This is a genomic window from Agathobaculum butyriciproducens (genome assembly GCA_003096535.1).
Classification (GTDB): Bacteria; Bacillota; Clostridia; order Oscillospirales; family Butyricicoccaceae; genus Agathobaculum; species Agathobaculum butyriciproducens.
In genome coordinates, this window is record QEKJ01000020.1 from 17,169 (window position 1) to 37,487 (window position 20,319).

At 53.3% G+C, this 20,319-nt stretch carries 25 protein-coding genes and 1 pseudogene; 12 read left to right on the plus strand and 14 right to left on the minus strand.

From position 1 onward, the window contains the following. Nucleotides 1-173 precede the first annotated feature (173 nt). On the plus strand, nt 174-569 hold the full coding sequence (locus tag C7386_RS11475; RefSeq protein WP_110436061.1) for a CBS domain-containing protein: 396 nt from the start codon (nt 174-176) through the stop codon (nt 567-569). A gap of 1 nt (nt 570) precedes the next feature. Here the strand turns inward: C7386_RS11475 and C7386_RS11480 are convergent, their stop codons facing one another. From C7386_RS11480 to pyk, 3 genes are all read right to left on the minus strand, one after another. Further along, on the minus strand, nt 571-1,818 hold the full coding sequence (locus C7386_RS11480) for a M16 family metallopeptidase (RefSeq protein WP_110436060.1): 1,248 nt from the start codon (nt 1,816-1,818) through the stop codon (nt 571-573). Between the two features lie 123 nt (nt 1,819-1,941). After that, nucleotides 1,942-3,132, minus strand: a complete 1,191-nt coding sequence (locus tag C7386_RS11485; protein ID WP_110436059.1) for an LCP family protein — start codon at nt 3,130-3,132, stop codon at nt 1,942-1,944. Between the two features lie 4 nt (nt 3,133-3,136). Then, the gene (gene pyk / locus C7386_RS11490) at nt 3,137-4,588 is read right to left on the minus strand and encodes a pyruvate kinase (RefSeq protein ID WP_110436058.1); all 1,452 of its coding nucleotides are present in this window, start codon (nt 4,586-4,588) and stop codon (nt 3,137-3,139) included. Nucleotides 4,589-4,870: 282 nt separating this feature from the next. Here pyk and C7386_RS11495 point away from each other — a divergent pair, with 282 nt between their 5' ends. The 4 genes from C7386_RS11495 to C7386_RS11510 all read left to right on the plus strand — a co-directional run bounded on the left by C7386_RS11495 (nt 4,871) and on the right by C7386_RS11510 (nt 6,914). Continuing rightward, nucleotides 4,871-5,791 carry a nucleotidyltransferase family protein gene (locus C7386_RS11495; RefSeq protein ID WP_110436057.1) on the plus strand — a complete coding sequence of 307 codons (921 nt, stop codon included), beginning with the start codon at nt 4,871-4,873 and terminating at the stop codon, nt 5,789-5,791. A gap of 16 nt (nt 5,792-5,807) precedes the next feature. After that, complete coding sequence (locus C7386_RS11500; protein ID WP_110436056.1) at nt 5,808-6,317, plus strand: DUF8052 family protein; 510 nt, start codon at nt 5,808-5,810, stop codon at nt 6,315-6,317. Nucleotides 6,318-6,454: 137 nt separating this feature from the next. Further along, a complete protein-coding gene (gene secG, locus C7386_RS11505) occupies nt 6,455-6,691 on the plus strand; it encodes a preprotein translocase subunit SecG (RefSeq protein ID WP_110436055.1) in 237 nt (78 codons plus the stop codon). Nucleotide 6,692: 1 nt separating this feature from the next. Then, nucleotides 6,693-6,914, plus strand: coding sequence for a hypothetical protein (locus C7386_RS11510; RefSeq protein ID WP_110436054.1), 222 nt, complete (start codon nt 6,693-6,695; stop codon nt 6,912-6,914). Nucleotides 6,915-7,071: 157 nt separating this feature from the next. Here C7386_RS11510 and C7386_RS13945 read toward each other — a convergent pair whose 3' ends face one another. From C7386_RS13945 to C7386_RS11530, 4 genes are read right to left on the minus strand one after another with little or no spacing between them, the layout of a single operon-like run. Continuing rightward, nucleotides 7,072-7,911, minus strand: a complete 840-nt coding sequence (locus tag C7386_RS13945) for a GIY-YIG nuclease family protein (protein ID WP_116705583.1) — start codon at nt 7,909-7,911, stop codon at nt 7,072-7,074. A 16-nt stretch (nt 7,912-7,927) separates the two neighbouring features. Then, nucleotides 7,928-8,344, minus strand: a complete 417-nt coding sequence (locus C7386_RS11520; protein WP_110436053.1) for a flavodoxin — start codon at nt 8,342-8,344, stop codon at nt 7,928-7,930. Between the two features lie 13 nt (nt 8,345-8,357). Beyond that, nucleotides 8,358-8,996, minus strand: coding sequence for an aminoacyl-tRNA hydrolase (gene pth / locus C7386_RS11525; protein WP_110436052.1), 639 nt, complete (start codon nt 8,994-8,996; stop codon nt 8,358-8,360). A 23-nt stretch (nt 8,997-9,019) separates the two neighbouring features. After that, on the minus strand, nt 9,020-9,508 hold the full coding sequence (locus C7386_RS11530) for a deoxycytidylate deaminase (RefSeq protein WP_110436051.1): 489 nt from the start codon (nt 9,506-9,508) through the stop codon (nt 9,020-9,022). A gap of 44 nt (nt 9,509-9,552) precedes the next feature. Here C7386_RS11530 and C7386_RS13845 point away from each other — a divergent pair, with 44 nt between their 5' ends. Beyond that, nucleotides 9,553-9,684 carry a hypothetical protein gene (locus C7386_RS13845; RefSeq protein ID WP_318261301.1) on the plus strand — a complete coding sequence of 44 codons (132 nt, stop codon included), beginning with the start codon at nt 9,553-9,555 and terminating at the stop codon, nt 9,682-9,684. Nucleotides 9,685-9,926: 242 nt separating this feature from the next. Here the strand turns inward: C7386_RS13845 and C7386_RS11535 are convergent, their stop codons facing one another. Then, nucleotides 9,927-10,583 (minus strand): ABC transporter ATP-binding protein, encoded by a 657-nt coding sequence (locus C7386_RS11535; RefSeq protein WP_207655876.1) that lies wholly within the window; start codon nt 10,581-10,583, stop codon nt 9,927-9,929. Between the two features lie 158 nt (nt 10,584-10,741). On the opposite strand from C7386_RS11535, the gene C7386_RS11540 reads away from it, so the two are divergent. Continuing rightward, nucleotides 10,742-11,365: a C39 family peptidase gene (locus C7386_RS11540; protein WP_110436049.1), complete on the plus strand. Its 624-nt coding sequence runs from the start codon at nt 10,742-10,744 to the stop codon at nt 11,363-11,365. 39 nt (nt 11,366-11,404) lie between these two features. On the opposite strand, the gene C7386_RS11545 is transcribed toward C7386_RS11540, so the two are convergent. The 5 genes from C7386_RS11545 to C7386_RS11565 form a co-directional block, all read right to left on the minus strand. Continuing rightward, on the minus strand, nt 11,405-11,584 hold the full coding sequence (locus tag C7386_RS11545) for a hypothetical protein (protein WP_110436048.1): 180 nt from the start codon (nt 11,582-11,584) through the stop codon (nt 11,405-11,407). 16 nt (nt 11,585-11,600) lie between these two features. Beyond that, complete coding sequence (locus tag C7386_RS11550) at nt 11,601-13,757, minus strand: stage V sporulation T C-terminal domain-containing protein (protein WP_110436047.1); 2,157 nt, start codon at nt 13,755-13,757, stop codon at nt 11,601-11,603. Between the two features lie 28 nt (nt 13,758-13,785). Then, nucleotides 13,786-14,325, minus strand: a complete 540-nt coding sequence (locus C7386_RS11555; protein ID WP_110436046.1) for a virulence RhuM family protein — start codon at nt 14,323-14,325, stop codon at nt 13,786-13,788. Between the two features lie 362 nt (nt 14,326-14,687). Beyond that, nucleotides 14,688-14,936 (minus strand): hypothetical protein, encoded by a 249-nt coding sequence (locus tag C7386_RS11560; RefSeq protein ID WP_110436045.1) that lies wholly within the window; start codon nt 14,934-14,936, stop codon nt 14,688-14,690. Between the two features lie 77 nt (nt 14,937-15,013). Then, nucleotides 15,014-15,886 (minus strand): hypothetical protein, encoded by an 873-nt coding sequence (locus C7386_RS11565; RefSeq protein WP_165815545.1) that lies wholly within the window; start codon nt 15,884-15,886, stop codon nt 15,014-15,016. Nucleotides 15,887-16,074: 188 nt separating this feature from the next. Here C7386_RS11565 and C7386_RS11570 point away from each other — a divergent pair, with 188 nt between their 5' ends. Then, complete coding sequence (locus tag C7386_RS11570) at nt 16,075-16,665, plus strand: S-layer homology domain-containing protein (RefSeq protein ID WP_110436043.1); 591 nt, start codon at nt 16,075-16,077, stop codon at nt 16,663-16,665. A gap of 63 nt (nt 16,666-16,728) precedes the next feature. On the opposite strand, the pseudogene C7386_RS11575 reads toward C7386_RS11570, so the two are convergent. Next, nucleotides 16,729-17,301: pseudogene (locus C7386_RS11575) on the minus strand (recombinase family protein). 56 nt (nt 17,302-17,357) lie between these two features. Here C7386_RS11575 and C7386_RS11580 point away from each other — a divergent pair. The 4 genes from C7386_RS11580 (at nt 17,358) to C7386_RS11595 (ending at nt 20,292) form a co-directional block, all read left to right on the plus strand. Next, nucleotides 17,358-17,684 carry a nucleotidyltransferase family protein gene (locus C7386_RS11580; RefSeq protein ID WP_165815546.1) on the plus strand — a complete coding sequence of 109 codons (327 nt, stop codon included), beginning with the start codon at nt 17,358-17,360 and terminating at the stop codon, nt 17,682-17,684. Nucleotides 17,685-18,073: 389 nt separating this feature from the next. Then, nucleotides 18,074-18,271 carry a helix-turn-helix domain-containing protein gene (locus tag C7386_RS11585; RefSeq protein WP_165815547.1) on the plus strand — a complete coding sequence of 66 codons (198 nt, stop codon included), beginning with the start codon at nt 18,074-18,076 and terminating at the stop codon, nt 18,269-18,271. A gap of 84 nt (nt 18,272-18,355) precedes the next feature. After that, nucleotides 18,356-19,045 carry a response regulator transcription factor gene (locus tag C7386_RS11590; protein ID WP_110436041.1) on the plus strand — a complete coding sequence of 230 codons (690 nt, stop codon included), beginning with the start codon at nt 18,356-18,358 and terminating at the stop codon, nt 19,043-19,045. After that, nucleotides 19,042-20,292, plus strand: a complete 1,251-nt coding sequence (locus C7386_RS11595; protein ID WP_286050292.1) for a sensor histidine kinase — start codon at nt 19,042-19,044, stop codon at nt 20,290-20,292. Before C7386_RS11590 ends, C7386_RS11595 begins: the two co-directional genes overlap by 4 nt. Nucleotides 20,293-20,319 lie beyond the last annotated feature (27 nt).

The following is a 20,319-nucleotide window of genomic DNA, read 5'->3' on the forward strand; positions in this document are numbered from 1 at the left end:
TTTTTTACAATATCAACTTTGCAATTTGTTAACAATCTGTAAGGAATGTCAAATTTCAGTTGACCGCCGCTCCTGTCTATCGTACAATAGAGGTAACAAAAGCAGCACCGGTGAATCAGCTTCACGGTGCTGCTCTGCTACGATTTATATTACAATTTTTAAGGAGCGATACTATGAATATTTCGTTCTTCCTGAAACCCAAGGTAGAGGTTTCCTACTTAACCGAAAGCTGCCCGGTGCAGAAGGCCATTGACGACATGCTCCACAGCGGCTTCACAGCGATTCCTGTGGTAGATGCCAAGGGAAAATACGCCGGAACGATCACCGAAGGTGATTTTCTGCGGCTGGTGCTGCATTACCCGAAGGAAACCCTCGAACAGCTGACCGTCGGTCAGGTTGAGCTGCGGGTACACCACCGCTCGGTAAGCATTGATGCACGCATGGAGGATATGGTCGATCTGGTCACAGCGCAGAATTTTGTACCTGTAGTGGACGGACGCGGTATCTTCTGCGGTATTGTCACCCGTCGGGATGTGATCACCTACCTCTGCAAGCAAGTGCAGAGCTGATTCAACGCAGCAGTTCGCGGTATGTATCCTCGCTGTCCGGCTGTCCGACAACGGCCAGAGAAGCCTTCGAGCGGTCGAACACACGGCGGGCAAGGTTCAGGATATCATCTGCGGTCACGCGGTCGTAGGAATCGAGCACTTCCTCGATCTTGGATACCTCGCCGCGCAGCAGTTCACTGCGGCCGATGGTCATCATGCGGTTGCCTGTATTCTCCAGCCCCATCAGCAGCGTGGTCTTGGCCTGCTCGCGGCAGCGCGACAGTTCATCCGGCTCCGGTCCGTTCTGGCAGAATTCATCGAGTTCACGCAGGATAAGATCGAGCGCCTTGCGCTCGGTTTCCTGTCCCAGACCGGTGTAGATGGACAGCAGACCGGTATCCAGATGCGGTGTGGTAAACGTGTACACCGAGTAGCACAGACCGTTCTGCTCGCGCACGCTCTGGAACAGGCGGGACGACATGCCGCCGCCGAGAATGGAGCTGAGCAGGTTCATTGCAAAGCGGTCCTCGCTGACAAGCGATACGCCCGGGAAGGACAGGCACAGGTGGTTCTGCTCGATCTCCTTATCCCTCAGGAACAGGCTCGGCTGGTAGGCTGCCGGTGTGATAACGTTTTTGCCCTCGCCCTGCATCTCGGAGAACAGCTCCTCGATAAAGTCGAGATCCTCATCGGTAAAATGGCCGGAAACCGCAACAACTGTATCCTGCGGACGGTAATATTCGCGCATATACTTGTGCAGTGTTTCCGAGGTCATCGGCTCGAGCGTTTCCGCCGTACCGAGGATCGGGCGGCCGAGTGCCGAGCCGCTGTAGCAGCTCTCGAACAGCTTGTCGATGGCAACATCCTCCGGAGAGTCCTCGTACATGTCGATCTCCTCGAGAACGACACCGCGCTCCAGCTCCAGATCCTCCTGTGCAAAGCGGGAATGCAGGAACATATCCGCCAGCAGAGCCACCGCGTTTTTCAGCCGGCTGTCCAGAACCTTCATATAGTAGCATGTGCATTCCTTATCTGTGAATGCATTCGCCTGCCCGCCTAATGCATCGATTGCGATTGCAATATGGCGGGCAGAGCGTTTTTCCGTGCCCTTGAAGATCATGTGCTCGATGAAATGCGATACGCCGCCGAGCTCTGCGGGTTCGTATCGGCTGCCGTTGCCGACCCAGATGCCGACCGACACCGTGCGCATGTTGTCGATCCGTTCGGTAATCAGACGCACACCGTTCGGGAGAATTCGTTTTACATACATCGGTTTTTACCTACTTTCTGTTTGTACTCTTTCTCTCTATTTCTTATAGCACTTATTTCCATATAAAAACAGGGGACATGATCGTCGTCATGTCCCCTGCTTCGTTCTCTAACGATCACAAGTTTAATAATACACCTTATTCCCGTTTTCGTCCAGACTGTATCGGTCACCATCGCAATCATAATAGTCACCGGTGTCGGAATCGTACCAGCCGCCTTCCTCCACAAGGGATTCCGGGTCCACCGCAGTGGTATTCGACTTGGTATCCGTGCTCTTGGACGAATCGGTCGTATCCGTCCCGGTATCCGTATCGGACTTGCTGTCCGTGCCGGTATCATCATCGGTCGTGCCGCTGCCGATATCCGCGTCATCATAGATGTATGCGTGGATATGGTCGGCTGCAACATCCAGATCATAGGTAATAAACTCGCTGGAATTACCGGAATAGCTCCACTCGCCATCCACCGGAATACGGGTGTGTTCAAGTGTCGGAATGCCGTTCTTGACCGCGCCGACGATCAGCGACGCCATATCAGTCGGCGAAAGTGAGGTCGTAACATACGGAACCAGCTTGCGCATGCTGCCGATCAGCTCGGTGGCGCTTGCGCTCTGCAGCTTGGTGAAGATGGCGTTCAGCACAACGCTCTGACGCTCCACGCGTGCCCAGTCATCGCCAGTGTCGCCCTTGCGGATACGGCCGTAGCACAGCGCCTGCACGCCGTCCAGCGTCTGCAGTCCGGTCTTCTCCACGCCGGAGAACTCCTTGCCCCGCTCTGCACCGTAGTCCTTGATGACACGGTTGAGCTCCTTCAGCTCGTTATCGTTCTGCACGTCGATGTCCACGCCGCCGATCGCGTCTACGATCTGCACCAGCTGCTCGAAGTCTACGGCAACGTAATCCTTGATATCCGTGCCGAAATTCTCGTTGATGGTGCGGATAGCCAGACTGGGACCGCCGCGGAAATACGCCGCATTCAGCTTGTCCTCACCGTAGCCGTCGATATCTACCAGAGAATCGCGCATCAGGCTGATGAGCTTGATCTTGCCGCGCGTGTTGTCCACGGTGACGATCATCATGCAGTCCGAATGGCTCTGCTTGTCGCCCTCGCGGGTATCCAGACCGAACAATGCAATATTCGTAATATTTTCGTCCGCTGTGACGCTCGCCGCCAGATCTTCATCGGACAGCGAGGAATCATAGGTATAGCCGAACATCGTGCGGTAGCCGTACAATCCGATGCAGAACAGGATTGCTAGCGCCACAACAGCGGCCATCGTGCGGAACAATGCACGCTGCAAGCGTTTGAAAGACATAGTGTTAGTCCTCGAAAGACTTCTCGGTCAGTTCGTGTACACGCAGGGTATTGGTGTAGTAAACCTCGCCTACCGGCATACCTGCGGTGATGGTGATAACGTCGCCAACGCGCAGATCGAGCGCAGTTACCGCTGCCTTCTCGGACAGATGGTACAGCTCAGTGCCGGACTGCGGGCGCTTTTCAACCAGAATCGGCTTTACGCCCCAGGACATGGTCAGGCGGTTAAAGGTCTTTTCGCTCGGGGTAGCGGCGATGATCGGCGCGCCCGGACGGTAGGTGGATACAGCGCGAGCGGTAGAACCGGACTCGGTGAATGCTACAATGCCCTTAACGCCCAGATCAGCAGAGGTAGAGCAGGTCGCGTGCGAGATTGCCAGCGTCTTCATGTCGCCGTCTACATTCATGTTCTGGAACTCAAGACGGGTTACACGGCGGCGGTCGTAGTGGATGGTCTTCTCTGCGTTCTCTGCGATGCGGCTCATGGTACGAACGGTCTCTACCGGATACTTGCCGACAGAGGTCTCACCGGACAGCATGATAGCGGAGGTGCCGTCGTAAACAGCGTTTGCAACGTCGGAAACCTCTGCACGGGTCGGGCGCGGGTTCTTAGCCATGGACTCGAGCATCTGGGTAGCGGTTACAACGCGCTTGCCGCGGGAAATGCAGGTCTTGATGATGGACTTCTGGATCTCCGGCAGCTCCTCAAACGGAACCTCAACGCCAAGGTCGCCGCGGGCTACCATGATGCCGTTTGCCTCGTCGAGAATCTCCTGTACGTTGTTTACGCCTTCCATGTTCTCGATCTTGCAGATAATCTCAACATCTTCCTTGCCGTGTGCCTTGAGGATCTCCTTGATGTCGCGGACGTCCTGTGCGGAACGGGTGAAGGAAGCAGCGATAAAGTCGATGTCCTGAGACAGACCGAACTCAATATCCTCACGGTCCTTATCGGAAACGAACTTCATGTTCAGCTTGATGCCCGGTACGTTGATGGACTTGCGGTTGGAGAGCGGGCCGCCGTTGAGCGCCTTGCACACAATGTCGGTGCCGTTCTTGATCTCCTCAACCTCGAATGCAACCAGACCGTCGTCGATCAGGATGCGGGTGCCCGGCTGAACGTCGTTCGGCAGGCCTTCGTAGGTGATGGAAACGATGGTGTTGTCACCCTCGATATCGCGGGTGGTCAGCGTAAACTCCTGACCCTCAACAATCTCGATCTTGCCGTCCTTATAGGTCTTGGTACGGATCTCCGGACCCTTGGTATCCAGCATAATGCCGACCGGCATGCCAAGCTCCTTGCGGGCTGCCTTAACGGCGTCCATGCGAGCCTTGTGCTCCTCATGAGAGCCGTGGCTGAAGTTCATACGGGCAACATTCATGCCTGCCTTGATCATCTCGGGCAGTACAGCATCAGTTGCGGGACCAAGCGTGCAGATAATCTTCGTTTTGCGCATCGAAACATATTCCTCTCTATAACAATATGGTTTTAATAATAAAATTCTCTATACGTATACGTTTTTATTTTAGCAGTTTTCCCGACACTTTGCAATCATCACCCGAACCCCATTGGGATTTTCATGCTTTTCGACAAAAAAGCAGACCCGCACCGCAAACATCTTGTGTTTTATGATACGCTCTTGTATAATAAAGGAGTATTCCCGTTTGAGAGTATGAAAAACATGAATGAAATGCTTTATTTGTATAAATAGATAAGGTTCTTTAGGAGGATATAGACTATGGCAAATCCGGTTTTGGTGATTATGGCGGCAGGTATGGGCTCGCGCTACGGCGGACTCAAGCAGATCGACCCGATCGGTCCGAACGGACAGATTCTGCTCGATTATTCCATCTACGATGCACACCGTGCAGGCTTTGACCGCGTGGTATTCATCATCCGTCCCGAGCTGCACGAGGCATTCGAGGACGCCATCGGCAAAAAGGCGCGCCGCTTCATGCAGGTGGACTATGCTTATCAAACGCTCGACAATCTGCCGGACGGCCTGACCGCGCCGGAGGGCCGTGAGAAGCCGCTCGGCACCGCGCATGCCGTGTGGTGTGCAAAGGAGCTGACTGCCGGCTGCCCGATCGCCGTTATCAACGCGGATGACTTCTACGGCGCAGATGCATTCCGCAAAATGTATGATTACCTCGCTTCCGCGCAGGATGACGACAAATTCCGCTACTGCATGGTCGGCTATCAGGTCGAGAACACGCTCACCGAAAACGGCACGGTCTCCCGCGGCGTATGCACCGCAGACGAAAACGGTCTGCTCGCACATATCATTGAACGCACCGCCATTCACCGCGATGCGGACGGCGTCATCCGCTACGATGCGGACGGCGATGCACCCGCCGGTGAGATTGCGCCCGGCACACCGGTGTCGCTCAATCTCTGGGGATTCACCCCTTCCTTCCTGCCCTCGCTTGATGACGGCCTTCGTGAGTTTTTCGCAGGCAAGCTGCCGGACAATCCGATGAAGGCGGAGTATTATCTGCCGTTCGCGGTGGACGCGCTCATCAAGGACGGAAAGGCGACCGCAAAGGTACTCACCACGGATTCCCGCTGGTACGGCGTCACCTACCGCGAGGACAAGCCGACTATCTGCGCTGCCGTTGCAGCTATGACGGAAAACGGCGATTATCCCGCCGATCTGTAAAAAAGCGAGGCTGTTTATGGACTTTTCTACTGAATTTGTTGCCTTGCGCGACAAGCTGCTGAACGGGCAGGATCCGCATTTCCGCTCCCAGCAGAACGTGCAGGTTTCCGGCCGAATGGCGGCGCTGCTGAGCGTTTTCAACTCCCGCACGCCCCGCAAAATCCTCGGTCTGATGCCGACCGGCGGCACGAGCCACGCACACGAATACCGTCTGCTGTTCGCCGTGCCCTCGCTCGATGAGCAAACGCTTGATGACTGGTGGAAGTACGCGCAGCAGGTCAGCGCCGAGCTGGTAAAGCCGGACGAAAACCACGATTTTTCGCTGCTTTCGGTCATTCTTGCCGCCGGCGAGACTGACAAATCCGTGCTCAAAAAGCTGAAAAAGCTGTCCGACGAGCGCAAATACCAGAGCGGCAAGCACGGCTGGTCGTCCATCCGTCTGGCGGTCGTGGATCTTGATACGCACAAGGTGCACACCAACCGCATGGGCGATTCGCTGAAAAACATTCTCCAGCCGCTTGTCTGAGACAAATTCCCGGATGAAAATACGGAAAACCTCTTGAAAAAGTACATTTAATATGATATAGTATCATGTACGCATATTGCGCGCATAGTCTCGTTATGCGCGATAAGAAAAATGAAAAGCAGTGGAGGAAATTACCTATGACTACCGCACAAATCGCTCTCTCGGTCATCATGATCGTTGCAAGCCTGTTCCTGATCGTTGTTGTTCTGCTCCAGCATGGTGCACAGCAGGGTCTGGGCGCTGTATCCGGCTCCGCAGACACCTTCTACGGCTCCGGCAAGGCAAGCGCATCCGACCGTATCTTTGCTCGTCTGACCTCGATTGTCGGCGTTGTTTTCGTCATCATTGCAATCGTCCTGAACCTCATCCACTAAGATGCAGACGGTTCAGCGACTGCTCCTGTTGCTGTTTGCCGCGTTTGCCGCGCTGACAGTCCTGCAGCAGATCCGCTACGGCATGATCTGCGGACGCAGTGAGCAGGAGGACAAGCAGGATGATCCCAAGGCAAAGGCGTGCCGTCAGCAAAGCACGATCTACGCGATCGCAGCCGCGATCAGTCTGATCGTCAATATCATCATCGGCGCACTCAGCAAGTAAAGCAGAAGCTGTCCTTTCGGACAGCTTTTTGTTTTGAAAAATGTCAAGTAAATGTAAAAATCCGCTGCTTTACAGCGGATTTCGGGTTCTATATTGATGAATGTCGATATTATAGGGCAGCCGCCTCCCATTGTCAAGTGGGAGGCGGCTGTTCTTTTCAGTCAAAAAGTGCTTCGATACGCGGTTTCGCGCCCTGCCACTCCTCAGTGTGCAGACAGCAAAGGGATTCGTTCGGCATCTCCATCGTGCGTCCGTCCGGTGTCAGACCGGTGAGTGATGCGCCCTGCTCCTGTGCGGCGGCAAAGTCCGCCAGCGGCACGAACAGCATCTCCGCGACCTCCGGGCCGGGCCGGAACGGCGGAATGCCGTCGATACGCGCCAGAAATGTATACGCCAGCTCATCATCAAAGCCGACTTCGCCGCGCGAGTAGCGCTGACGATAACTGCCGCCGTCGATCAAGTCGGCTGCTGTCAGCTGCAGTCCGCTCTCCTCCCGTGCTTCGCGCAGCACGCCTGTCAGCGGCGTTTCACCCGGGTCAATATGTCCGGTCGAGGTCAGATCAAAGCCGCCCGGAAATAAAGGCCGGTCAAACTGCCGCTGCTGCAGCCACAGACCGCACACGCCATTCCGCTCGCCGACCACCCACAGGTGGCACACATGGTGGGACAGCCCCTGCGCATGCACGACGGCCCGCGGGCGTTCTCCGCTGGCGCGTCCGTCTGCATCGTAAACAGTGAGCAGTTCTCCGCCGTTCTGACTGTCAATCAGCGCCTGCTTCTGCGGCCGCGTGAGCTTTTTAATTGCCGCTTCGCGCTGCATGGCCTCGCTCTGCGTGTCGAACATTTCGCTGTACACCAGCGTCACCGGGCCGCGTCCGCGCGTGTATTTCGCACCTTTTCCGCTGTTGTGCGCTGCCAGCCGAGCCGTCAGATCGTTCGTCCAGCCGCAGTACAGCGTATCATCCGCACAGCGGAGCACATAGGTATATCCTTTCATCGCATATCCTTTCCGCTCATCGGCTGGCCCGGATGTCACGCTGCGCCGTGAGCGTACAGCCGCGTTTTTTGATCTGCAGGCGCACCTTCGCCCTGCTCTTTTCACTGTTTCCGCTGCCGGAAACCAGTATTACTTCGACCTCCGTACCGGGCGGCAGCAGTTCCACCGCGCTGTTGAACGGCGGCGCGGGATAGCCCGCCCAGACCGGCGCCATCAGCACCACTCTGTCATAGCCGACAAACAGCGGCATGCCGTCCAGCGCGACCGCCTTCTGCTTGACAGCCTCCAAACAGCCGCGCACAAACGCGGTGAATCGGTTGTACGGCGTTTTCGGCGTAAGCTCGATCAAATCAGCGTTCCGCGCCTTGGCTTCCGCGCGGGCGTACGACCGCGTTGTGCCGCCGAGCGAGTAATATGCTACTGCGGTTTTCATCAAAACCAACTCCTTAGATGCGTTTTCCGTTGAATTTCTGCGCGGCAGCGGCACAGTCCTCCGCGATGATGCAGGCAGCCGCGTTCACCGCGTCCTCGCACGCCTTGTCGATAGCCTTCTGATCCTCCGCCGGGAACTTGCCGAGCACCCACGCTGCAAGGTCGTAATCCGGACGCGGCTTTTTGCCGACGCCGATCTTCACGCGCGGGAAGTCCTCGCTGTTCAGATGATAGATAATGTTTTTCAGGCCGTTCTGTCCGCCTGCCGAGCCTTTTGCGCGCACGCGCAGCGTGCCAACATCGAGCGATACATCGTCCGACAGCACAATAACGTGCTCCGGCGGGATTTTGTAGAACGAGGCCGCATCACGAACTGCCTCGCCGGACAGATTCATAAAGGTCTGCGGCTTGAGAAACAGCACGCGCTTGCCGCCGAGCATACCCTCACCCGCCAGTGCCTTGAACTTCATGCGGTCGATCTTCTGGCCGCTGCGGGCGCAGTAACCCTCAAGCGCACGGAAACCCGCATTGTGACGAGTGTTGTCGTACTTCGCGCCCGGATTGCCCAGTCCGACCACAATCCACTCGATCGGCTGGGATGCCTTTGCGGCTTTTTCTTCATCCAACTTCTTAAAAATATCGAATATTGACATATTTTTCTCTCTCCGATGTCTGTTTAGTATGCCATGCTGCTGCCGAGCGTGTCGTCATTCTCCACCCAGTCGTGCACGTTCACAGTGTCGTATGTATCCACATCACGGCGGATAACCACCTTCTCAATGCCCGCGTTGATGATGAGGCGCTTGCACATCGTGCAGGAGTTTGCGTCCGACATGATCTTTCCGGTGGACATATCGCGGCCGACCAGGTACAGCGTCGCGCCGATCATCTGGTCACGCGGAGCGGCAATAATGGCGTTCATCTCCGCATGCACCGAGCGGCAGAACTCGTATCTTTCGCCGCGCGGAATGCCCATCTTCTGACGAATGCAGGTGCCGATGTCGATGCAGTTGGCACGACCTCTCGGCGCACCGTTGTAGCCGGTGGATACGATGACGTCGTTCTTGACGATGACCGCGCCAAAGTTGCGGCGCAGACAGGTGCCGCGCTCGAGTGCAACCTGCGCCATGTCGAGGTAGTAGTTTGTTTTGTCCCGACGGTCCATTTTTGTTTCCTCCTTCTATATAGGAAAACCTGTTAGGTTTGATTGTGTTATTTTCACACACCGGCTTTGCGGGGTACACGATCCGCGCAAGCGGTACGGTCTTTCCGGGCGAAGAGTTTGCCGTCTGCGGACGGCAGGCGATTCGCCGTACCCACGGCGGTGAGGCAAGAGGGTAGACACCTACGGTTTTTACCCTCTTAACTCCCGTTTCCCTTTGGGATAGCACGGCGAAATTTGCAGAACTGAGACTATAAGGGAACGGCAGGAGTTCAAAGAGGAAGGGAAACCGCGGGCGCGGCAATCTCCCGCGCTCCGCAGCGCGCAACTCTCTGCTTAATTCAAGAGAAGAACTCTCCGCCCAGACAGAGTGAACCGCCTGTGCGGTTCAAGTGCCCCGATTATCCGGTGCCGGATAATCTCACCCGAAAAGGCATCCGTTTTCAAGATGCATCCGCCTTGCGGCGCACTGCGCTGCCCGCTCATCGTGTGTGATGAGCACCAGCGTATGCCCCGACCGATGCAATCGGTCAAACAGCTCCAGCACGCTGTCTGCTGCGGCAGGATCCAGTCCTGCGGTCGGCTCATCCGCCAGAATCACGCACGGTTCTGTCACGACCGCCCGTGCGATTGCCACCCGCTGCTGCTGTCCGCCGGAAAGCTGGTGCGGCCGGTGATTCGCCCGATCAGACAGGCCAACGCGCTCCAGAACCGCCAGTGCGCGTTCGCTCCGCTCATGCCGCGGAACGCCCTGCAGCGCCAGCGGCAGCGCGACATTTTCCAGTGCTGTCATGCCCGTCAGCAGCCGGAACTGCTGAAACACAAAGCCGATCTTCTCACTGCGCAGACGCGCCCGCTGTTTTGCCGGCAAATGCGCGACCGCTGCTCCGTCGAGCAGGTATTCGCCGTCGGTCAGGCTGTCCAGCAGACCCAGAATGTGCATGAGTGTGCTTTTGCCCGAGCCGGATGCGCCGGTCACCGAAATGTAGTCACCGTCCTGCACGGTCAGATCGACCGCATTGAGCGCACAAATGCCGTTCTTAGCATATATTTTACTCGCATGAATCAGTTTTAGCAATGCCGATTCACTCCTTCCCACCCTATCTTTGGCGGGAAGCATACTTATCATACCATGAATATGCGCTTTCCGCAAATTTGTATTGACATTGATCGGCATTGACCTTACTATTATATAGTAATCCGGTAGGAATACGCCACACGAAAGAAGGTTCCCCTATGAAAAATCCGCTGCGCTACCAGCTTTCCGAATATGACTGCGGTCCAACCTCCATGCTCAACGCGCTCGCATTCCTGTTTGAGCGCGAGGATATCCCGCCGGAGGCTGTCCGCAACATCATGCTGTACTGTCTGGACTGCTACGGCTCGGACGGCGTAAGCGGCAAAAGCGGCACCTCCTGTGCAGCGATGATGTTCCTCAGCAACTGGCTGAACGGCTTCGGCAAGATCGGCCGCCTTCACATCTCCACGCAGTATCTGTCCGGTCCGGCGGTGAATTTCGGGCAGAACAGCCGTCTGCGCGATGCACTCCGCTGCGGCGGCGCTGCCGTGGTGCGCCTGCACTTCGACGGAGAGCACTATGTGACGCTCACCGGCATTGATGAGAACGACATAGTGCGCGTGTTCGACCCGTATTACCTTGATCAGCCGCTCGATACGGACGGCGTGCAGATGGTGTACGACCACCCATGCGAATACAACCGGCTCGTGCCGCGCCCCTGCTTCGAGCGTGAGACCCACGAGGTTTACGCGCTTGGCGAGATTGACACCCGCGAAGCCATTCTCCTGTTTAATGACCGGACGCGCCTAACGGCAGAGAATACCATCGAATACATGATTTAACGCCAAACGGCGGAACGATTTGTATCGTTCCGCCGTTTGTTATTTGTGCTGCTCCTCGCAGTATTTCTCCGTGTAGGCCGTTGCTTTGGGATCGCCTTTCGGCTCGCGTGTCTGCTCCCACGGCGGCAGCTCGGCCACTGCTGCCGAGTCAATATGCGCCGCATCGTCGTACTGCGGGAAGGCCTTTGGCTCACGCTCTTTGTGATCGTGCCTGTGCATATAGAGAACGCTCCTTTCACACTGCAATGCGTTTGGATAAAAACTGCGCCGCCGACTGACACAGCTTGAGCAGCACCTCATCCGCCTTTTCGTCCTCTTTTTCGCTGACAAACGCGACACAGCCGCTGACATCGCCGTCTGTAATGATCGGCGCCTCCGCAACCACCGCGCAGCCGTCCTGCGAGGAGATAAGCACCTCCAGCTGCTCGTCCGCACCGCGCTCGTAACATTCGCGGCGTTCCATCAGCTGTTCCAGCTCGGATGAGATACTCCGCTCCAGAATATCCTTTTTCACACCGCCTGCTGCCGCAATCACCGCATCCCTGTCGCAGATAGCACAGCTCATGCCCGCTGTACGCGCCAAAGCCTCCGCCAGTTCGGCGGATACCGCGCCCATCTCTCCCATCGGGGAGTATTTCTTGAAAATCACTTCGCCGTCGCGATCGGTGTAGATTTCCAAGGGGTCACCGCCGCTGATAACATTGACATCGAAAACCTTGTCCTTCTGGTTGCGCGAACGCTGGACAATACGGCATTTTTCGCTGTTTTCGATGCCTGAATTAAAATTTACGACGTTCTCCTCTCTCGTGCTCTGCAGCAGCGCGTCAATGTCACTTTGCAGATGTACTTCCAGATGATCCTCGTAAACCGTGATCTTGTCTATCATGAGTTCCAGATCATTGCGCTCCATCTTGGGCTTGTGCAGCAGATCATCGAATACTTCAAGCGCGGTCTTGGCCGTGCGGTTGACCTCGATGATCGTGTTGCGCTTGTTGGACAGCAGTTCGATCTGGTGATTCAGGCCGTTGATCTTGCTTTGCAGCTCGGCTTCCATTTCATCATAAAGATCGCCCAGTGTTTCCTCGTTCTCCGGGTGCTTCATAATGTCGCGGATACGCTGGCGCTTGGTAGCCTTGAGTTCTGCTGTCAGGTCATCCAGCACCTCGGCCAGATTGTCCGCCGACTGCTCGGTTTCCACGATCTGATTATCCTCGCAGGCCAGTTCCGCGTTCAGCCTGTCGAGCATCTCCGCAGAGCCGTCCATCACACGGCGGATGTACAGACGCATAAGCTCGTCCAGCTTGTCCACGCGGATATGATGGCTAGTGCAGCCCGCTCGTCCGCGGCGATGGTAGGTGCCGCAGGTATACGCCGGAGCGATGTCCGAACGGCTCATCGAGAACATCGGTGCGCCGCAGTCGCCGCACTCAAGGAAGCCCGAGTAGACGTTATCGTACTTCTTGATACCACGGTAGTTCGAGCGCGTGCGCTTCTCCCGCAGAGCACGGGTGGTTGCAAACGTGCGGTAGTCGATGATCGGCTGATGGTGGTTCTCGATGACGATCTGCTCGTCCTCGTCTCGCCGCACATCCTTGCCGTTGATCTTTGCCCGTGTAAACTTGCCCTGGCGCAGTGTGCCGATGTAGAAATCGTTATCGAGGATACCCTGCACGGTCACAAGCGCCCATGCAGCCTTAACTTCCCGCTTGGTTGTCTTGCCCTCAGCCTGCCTGCGCATCTGCTCGGACATGCGCGGTGTGGGCACACCCTGCTCGGTCAGGTAGTTGGCAATCTTCTTGTAGCCCCAGCCATCATTGTTGTAGTGATCGTAAATCCGGCGCACAATGTCCGCCTCGGTCGGTACAATCTCAAACTGCTGCTGATTGTTGATGATGTAGCCGTACGGTGCGGCGCACAGCCATTTGCCGTCCGCCTGCCGCCGTTTGATGACGTTTCGCACCTTGCGCGAGGTATCCGTGACCGGCATTTCGTTGACGAGGAACTGAAACTGGATTTTCAGCCAGTCATCGTCGTTTGGAAAGTCAATGCCGTCGCCGATGGAGATGATGCGGACCCCTGCATCGCGCAAGTCTTCGAGTTCCACTAATCCGCGGCTGTTGCGGCGAGAAAATCGAGAAAAGTCCTTGATGATAAGGATGTCGTACTTGTGGCTCATCAAGCCTTCTCTCATTTTCTGATATCCCTCGCGCTGCTCAAACGTGTAGCCTGAGCGGTCGCGGTCCTCGAAAAAGGTCAGGCTGCTGCCCGGGAACTGCGTTTTTACGAAGTCCTCGATGATGGCTTTCTGGTTCTCGATAGATACGTTGTCACGGTCGAGCTCGTCATCGACGGAAATGCGGGTGTAGCCCGCTATGTTAAAGGTTTCGGTCATGGTGTGGCTCCTTTGCCGGTGAGGCTGATTATATGGATAGCGTCCATACGATTTTTTTGCTTTTAGGGTCTCGGATCGTCAATGTGGCATTCTGCAGACCATTCGGAATATTTGTGCAGGTGGAAAGGTCAATGTGATAATCAAAATCGTTCCAGTTTCGGAACAGAGGAAGCATCTGTGCATCGTTCTTTTCAAGCACAAAGCCTTTCTGGATGTACTCCTTGAGCGTTTTAGTCGCCCACTGGCGGAATCGAGTCGCTTTCTTGGAATTGACCCGGTAGCCGACTGCGATAATGGCATTAAGGTTATAATGCTGTGTCTGATAGTTTTTACCGTCTGCGGCAGTTACCGAGAATTTCTCGGTAACTGAATCCTTGTCCAGTTCACCATCCGTAAATATGTTTTTGAGGTGCCGTGAGATATTATCTGTCGTACAATCAAACAGTTCAGACATGGCTTTCTGCGTCAGCCAGAATGTCTCATCTTTGAATATAACATTGACAAATTCTCTGCCATTTTCATCGCTGTACAGCAGAATCTCGCCGCGATTGGCGATATCGTGACTCATTCTTATCTTTCTCCTTATTCCGTTCCGGCAAAGCTACCGCATCGACTACAATGTCCGTTACCTGCTGTCGAAAAACATTGGCGTTCTGCGATGTAACCACAGGACGGCCTGTTTCAGCTTCTCCTGCTGTTCGTCCCATGCTACTCGAATTTTTTAATCTTCAAAAAGCTGAATCGCGTCATTTTCGATATCTTTCATTTATTTTCTTCCCATAACCATACCGGTCATGCCATTTCCATCGCCATATATATCTGCATCCAAATATATCTTTGTAGATAATATTGTATATCAGTTCATTCATCATTGCAAGCGGCAAAAAATTTGGCAGAGGAGGAAGCGGAACCTCCTCTGCCTGACCGTGCTCACTGACCTGCCGCCTTGCGTGCCTGCACTGCCCGCTCGGCAGCACGGCGGCGATTGAACAGCAGCAGGTCGCGCGTATCCTCATACAGATCCCGCTTGCCGGACAGGAATACCGCAACGGTGTATTTGGTGCCCTTGTACTGTGCGTACAGCTCCTTGAGCTGCTTCTTGACCGCCTCGTCTGCCTGCTCGGCGTGGGTGAGCATGACTTCAACGATTTGGGTCGGTTCGTGGATTTTGGTTTGCATAATTACCCCTCCTACAGGTGCATTGTTCCAAATTCAATACAGGTTTATACTGCTTCATTGCTATAATATATAGCCGCTCATTCAACGTTTTCAGAACGCTTGATTTTGCAGTTTTTGCCCGAACCATCGGTTTCGATATGCTTGAACGCTTCCTTGACAGCCGCGTTCTTCCGAGCTTCTTTCCATTGCCCCGGCTTCATACCGAGCTGTCCCTGAACCTCTGCAATCAAGATTGGGGAACCGTCCCAATCCGCGAGCCATTTGAGCAGCTTTGAGGCATGGGTCGGTTTTCCTTGAAAGGTTCGGCCGACTGCCAGTTCGGACAAGCATTCGAACGGTAATTCGGCAATCTCGTCATGCTGGCAGTCTCCGAACGATTCACGAACACGCATGACAACCTCTTCGGGCGGCTGAATCAGCCACAGAGAAACTGGTTCTTTACCGCCATGATTGCGCAGCGTACTGCGGAATACAAGCTGAACCAGATCGCGCGCCATCGTTAGATTTCTCATTTTCTGTACGCACGCCAGATCGTCTGTATTCCGGAAACTCGGATCGAGACACGCCTGCTCGAATTCGCCCCACGCACTGCCGTCGAAATCGAATGCCAGCGCCCGATTGAAATATTCTTCCGAGTCGAAACGGCCCAAACCGGCACAAATCACGCAATCCGCTTCATTGTATCGATTCGATCCGTTCATGCCTCCGAAATACGGCAGACTCTCTTTGGGTCCACTGTTGTCATCCGCTTGAAGCGGAATCAGACGATCGTGGAACTCGCTCAGGGCATCCCAAAGCTCTTTCGCGTAGCCTTTGTATGTAACCACAAGGACCTTGTGCCCTGCCATACCGGACAGCTTGTTCTTCAGCCAGACCGTCAGTACGTTCCGAGTCGTTTTATTCGCCATCGCGGTCTTGCTGACGCTGAACCGGGTGTCGGAACGCTGCACATGAATAGTGAGCCGCTGATACGACGACCGAAACCTATGATGCACTGAACTACTAGACGACCTACAACGGTACCTCGCGTAAGGCAAAAGATACGGTAGACGGACGTTTCACCACGCACGAATATGACAACAATCAGAATATTCCCCTGTTCCGCTATACTGTAATTGAAGATTCGCCGCATTCCTACATGCCTGAAGTATCCGAAATGGTCTGGAATGATTTCTTCTCGCATTTCAGTCTGAATGCAGATGGCAGCCGCAGCTACGACGGCGTTCAGGTAAAGCGAAACGCAGTATTTGCGGATGCCAAAGGCCATTGGGCACAGAATGCGATTGAAAATACTGTTGCAGAGGGTCTGTTCTCCGGTGTAACGGATACCTCTTTTGCACCGAACACATCCGCCACTCGTGGTATGCTGATGACGGTTCTGGCTCGCTATGCTGGCAAAGATACAACTGGCAGCACGCCCTGGTACGAGAAGGGTATGGAGTGGGCAAAGACCAACGGCGTGTCCGACGGCACGAACCCGAACGCCAACATCACCCGTGAGCAGCTCGTCACCATGCTGTACCGCTACGCCGGTTCTCCAACCGCAAACGGTAAGCTGGATAACTTCTCTGACTCTGCAAGCGTCAGCAGCTACGCTGAAAATGCAATGCAGTGGGCAGTAGCTAACGGCATTGTCAATGGCTCTAATGGCAAGCTGAACCCGCAGAATAACGCAACCCGCGCAGAAGTTGCTGCAATCCTCATGCGCTTCTGCGAGATGAGCAAGTAAAAAATAAATTTTTCGGCATAAAGACAGCCGGGCCTCTCAATTATGAGAGCCCCGGCTGTTGTGTTATGTGGATTTTGCGCACAGAGAAGTCCGTGAGCACCGACGATAGAAAGTATTTGGCTTGAGACCGGTTTGCCGCATGGCCTCGACTGCGGTAATCTCTCCTTCCCGTCAGCGGGCAACCACCCGCTCGAAGTTGTCCAGCAAGGGCCGCGGCTTGCGGCCGGTGTACTTGCCCTGTTCCTTAGCAATAGCGATTCCCTCGCGTTGGCGCTGCAAGATGTACTCCCGCTCAAGTTCCGCGACTGCGGCGAACACGGTGAGCATAAACTTGCCGGTGGGCGTGGTCGTGTCGATGGCCTCTTTGCGGCTGACGAATTCTACTTGTTTCTCGGTCAGTCGTTCCACGAGATCAAGCAGGTCGCGCGCGTTTCTCGCAAATCGGCTGATGGACTCGACAATAACCGTGTCGCCGCGCCGGACATAGTTCATCATACGTGTCAGTTCCGGGCGGTCGGCATTCTTACCGCTTGCCTTATCGATGAATAACTCGTCAACATCGAGTTCGCGCAGCAGGACTTCCTGCCGAGCTGTGTTCTGTTCCTCGGTGCAGACACGGATATAGCCAATCTTCATGGTGTATCTCTCCTTTAATATATGGTATAATGGAAATAATAAGGGCGGTGACGCTGATGGATAAGACAATCGAACAGGTAAAACAGTTAGCGCACCGTTGTGGAGTGCCGAAACTGATATTATTCGGTTCGCGTGCCCGCGGCGATTATCGCGCCCGTAGCGACTACGATTTTGCGGTCTGGGACTGCACAGCGCAGCAGCGTGCGCAATTCAGCGATGCTGTCGAAAATGATCTGGACTCGCTGTATTCGGTTGATCTGGTGTTTGTCAGCGAACACACCGATGCCGCATTGCTTACTATGCCGAATATACAACAGACTAAGATTACCGAAATTCTTAATAACATTGCCATGTCCTGCCGCATGGAAGGACTGGAGAAATAAAGACCATTGGATTGATACAAAGATACGATACGCATAGGCAACAGAATATGCTTAAAACCGCTTGATAGAAGGCTTTTTGAAATGCTGGATTTCAGAAGCTTTCTTTTTTTGCCTTTTTTGCGATGTTTGACGAGCAGCAAATAGCAGGTGGAAGAACGAGTGGGTGCAAACAATGAACGATAGCAGAAAAGAGTAATCGTTCAAGGTGAGCTATCGTGTAAAGGGTGTTATGTATCGTTCGGTGTGCGCAATTAACAAGTATCAACAAATATAATGAAATAATAAATAAAATTATAAAATATCAGAAAACTACTTGAAAATTGATTCAGAAAGAAATATAATATAATATGTATACTTGCGTTTATTTCACAAACCGCAGAGGTGATTATATGATTGATAATAATTTAATGGATGACAATTACATAAGTATTGATGATGCTGCGGCGTATTTAGGAATAAAGACAGTCACTTTGCGCAACTGGATAAAGAAAAAACCAGACATTCCAGCACATCGTGTAGGGAAACTCTGGAAGTTTAAGCGTTCTGAACTTGATGAATGGATAGCCAGTGGAAAAAGCGCAGAGTAATCATCAATACATTCTCACCACCTATAGAGGTGGGAGTCATCTCCCAGCTGATATATATAGTTAATAAAGAGAGGTGCATATGCTGTGCCAGGTATACTCGTGGTTGAAGATGATGAAAATTTAAATCGTGGAATTACATTTTCACTGAAAAAATCCGGATATGAGGTTTTTTCAGCAGAATCAGTGAAAAAAGCGAAAAGAATTGCAAGTAATAATAATGTGGATGTTGCCATTTGTGATGTGAATCTTCCGGATGGAAACGGATTAGAGCTTGTCAGATGGATGCGGAATTGTCAAAATGTATATATTATCTGTCTTACCGCGTTGGATCAGGAGACAGATCAGGTCATGGGATATGAAGCCGGTGCGGACGATTATATGACGAAACCGTTCAGCCTTTCCGTACTTCTTCTGAAAATCGAGGCTCATTTCCGCCGCAGAAAGAATGAACCCGGAACTCCAAAAATTCATTCAAAGGATATCGTATTTATCCCCGGAGAGATGAGGGCGTTCGTAAAGGAAAGAGAAATAAGCCTTACGAAGAATGAACTGAAAATGCTGTCCTTTTTTCTTCAAAACCCGAAACAGATTCTTTCAAAAACACAGCTGTTAGAAAACGTGTTTGATCTGGATGGTGATTTTATGGATGAAAATACGGTAGCTGTGAACATCAGAAGGCTTCGGGAGAAAATCGAAGAGGATCCGGCGGCTCCGGTTTATATTAAAAACATCCGCGGGCTTGGGTATATATGGAATCAGGAGGTAAGTCAGTGACGAAACGACATCGTAAAAAGTGGGTTGATGCCTTGTCACTGGTGCTGCCGGTTCTACTCTTTTTTGCGGTATTGAACTGCTTTACCACCTATTTATATTATCAGGATTATCAATGTAAAATGGATATCCTGACAGAAGTTGCGGCGGGCGCAGAGACCACCGGCATGGATGTTGCCGCAGGATGGCTGAAAGGCAACGACCATCAAGCCAATGAACAAGGTAAGCAATTATTAGAGCAATACGGGTACTGGGAAAACAAAGGGACTTCGTTTTATGTACGCTTCCGGCAGAATATCATGATAACCGGCTGTACAAGTGCAGTGCTATGTCTGTCTTTGCTAACGTTCCTGTTTTACCGGAAGAAAGCTGAGGCGAAAGAAAGTCGGAAACGATTGGAGCAGCTAGAGCAAATCCTGATTGCATTTCGGGAAAATCACTTTGAGGTAGTGCCGGACACAGAAGATCCTGTCGGGCAGGAAAGACTGAAATTTCAGCTTGAAGCAATCGGACATCATATCCAGCTGCTGCAAGAGGAAGCCAGAGCGGAGAAGGAAAGCACAAAGGAAATGGTATCCGACATTTCCCATCAGCTGAAAACCCCGGTTGCAGCCTTGGATACCTGCTTTAGCATATTGCTGCGGAACAATCTGAGTGAGACGGAGCAACAGGAATTTCGCATCCGCTGCCGGAGTGCATTGGACGGATTGGAAACATTGTTGCAGTCTCTGCTGGAAATATCCAAACTGGAGACAGGTTTGATTCAGCTTGATCAGAAAACACTTCCCATTATGAATACGATCATCTCCGCAGTAAATCGAACGTATCCAAAGGCAGCGGAGAAAGGGATAGAACTTATTTTCGACTGCAACGAATCACTGGAGCATTGTGCACTCATGCAGGATAAACGTTGGCTTGGAGAAGCAATCATTAACGTTTTGGACAATGCCATCAAATACAGCCCAGAACATTCAAAAATCACGATCCGTCTACAAAAAAGAACCGGCTTTGTGAGAATTGAGATCGAGGATCAGGGAATCGGAATCCCGCAGAGTGAATACCATAAAATATTCCAGCGGTTTTATAGAGGGACTGCGCCGGAAGTCCGCGAAAAGAGCGGAACTGGTATCGGTCTGTATCTGTCCAGACAGATTATTGAACAGCATGGTGGGACAATCACGGTAGCCTCCGGCAAAGTCAGAAAAGGAAGTACCTTTTTGATTCAGCTGCCGGAGAATGGACTTTCGTAGAGATGATGAGCAGAAGTCTTTCAAATC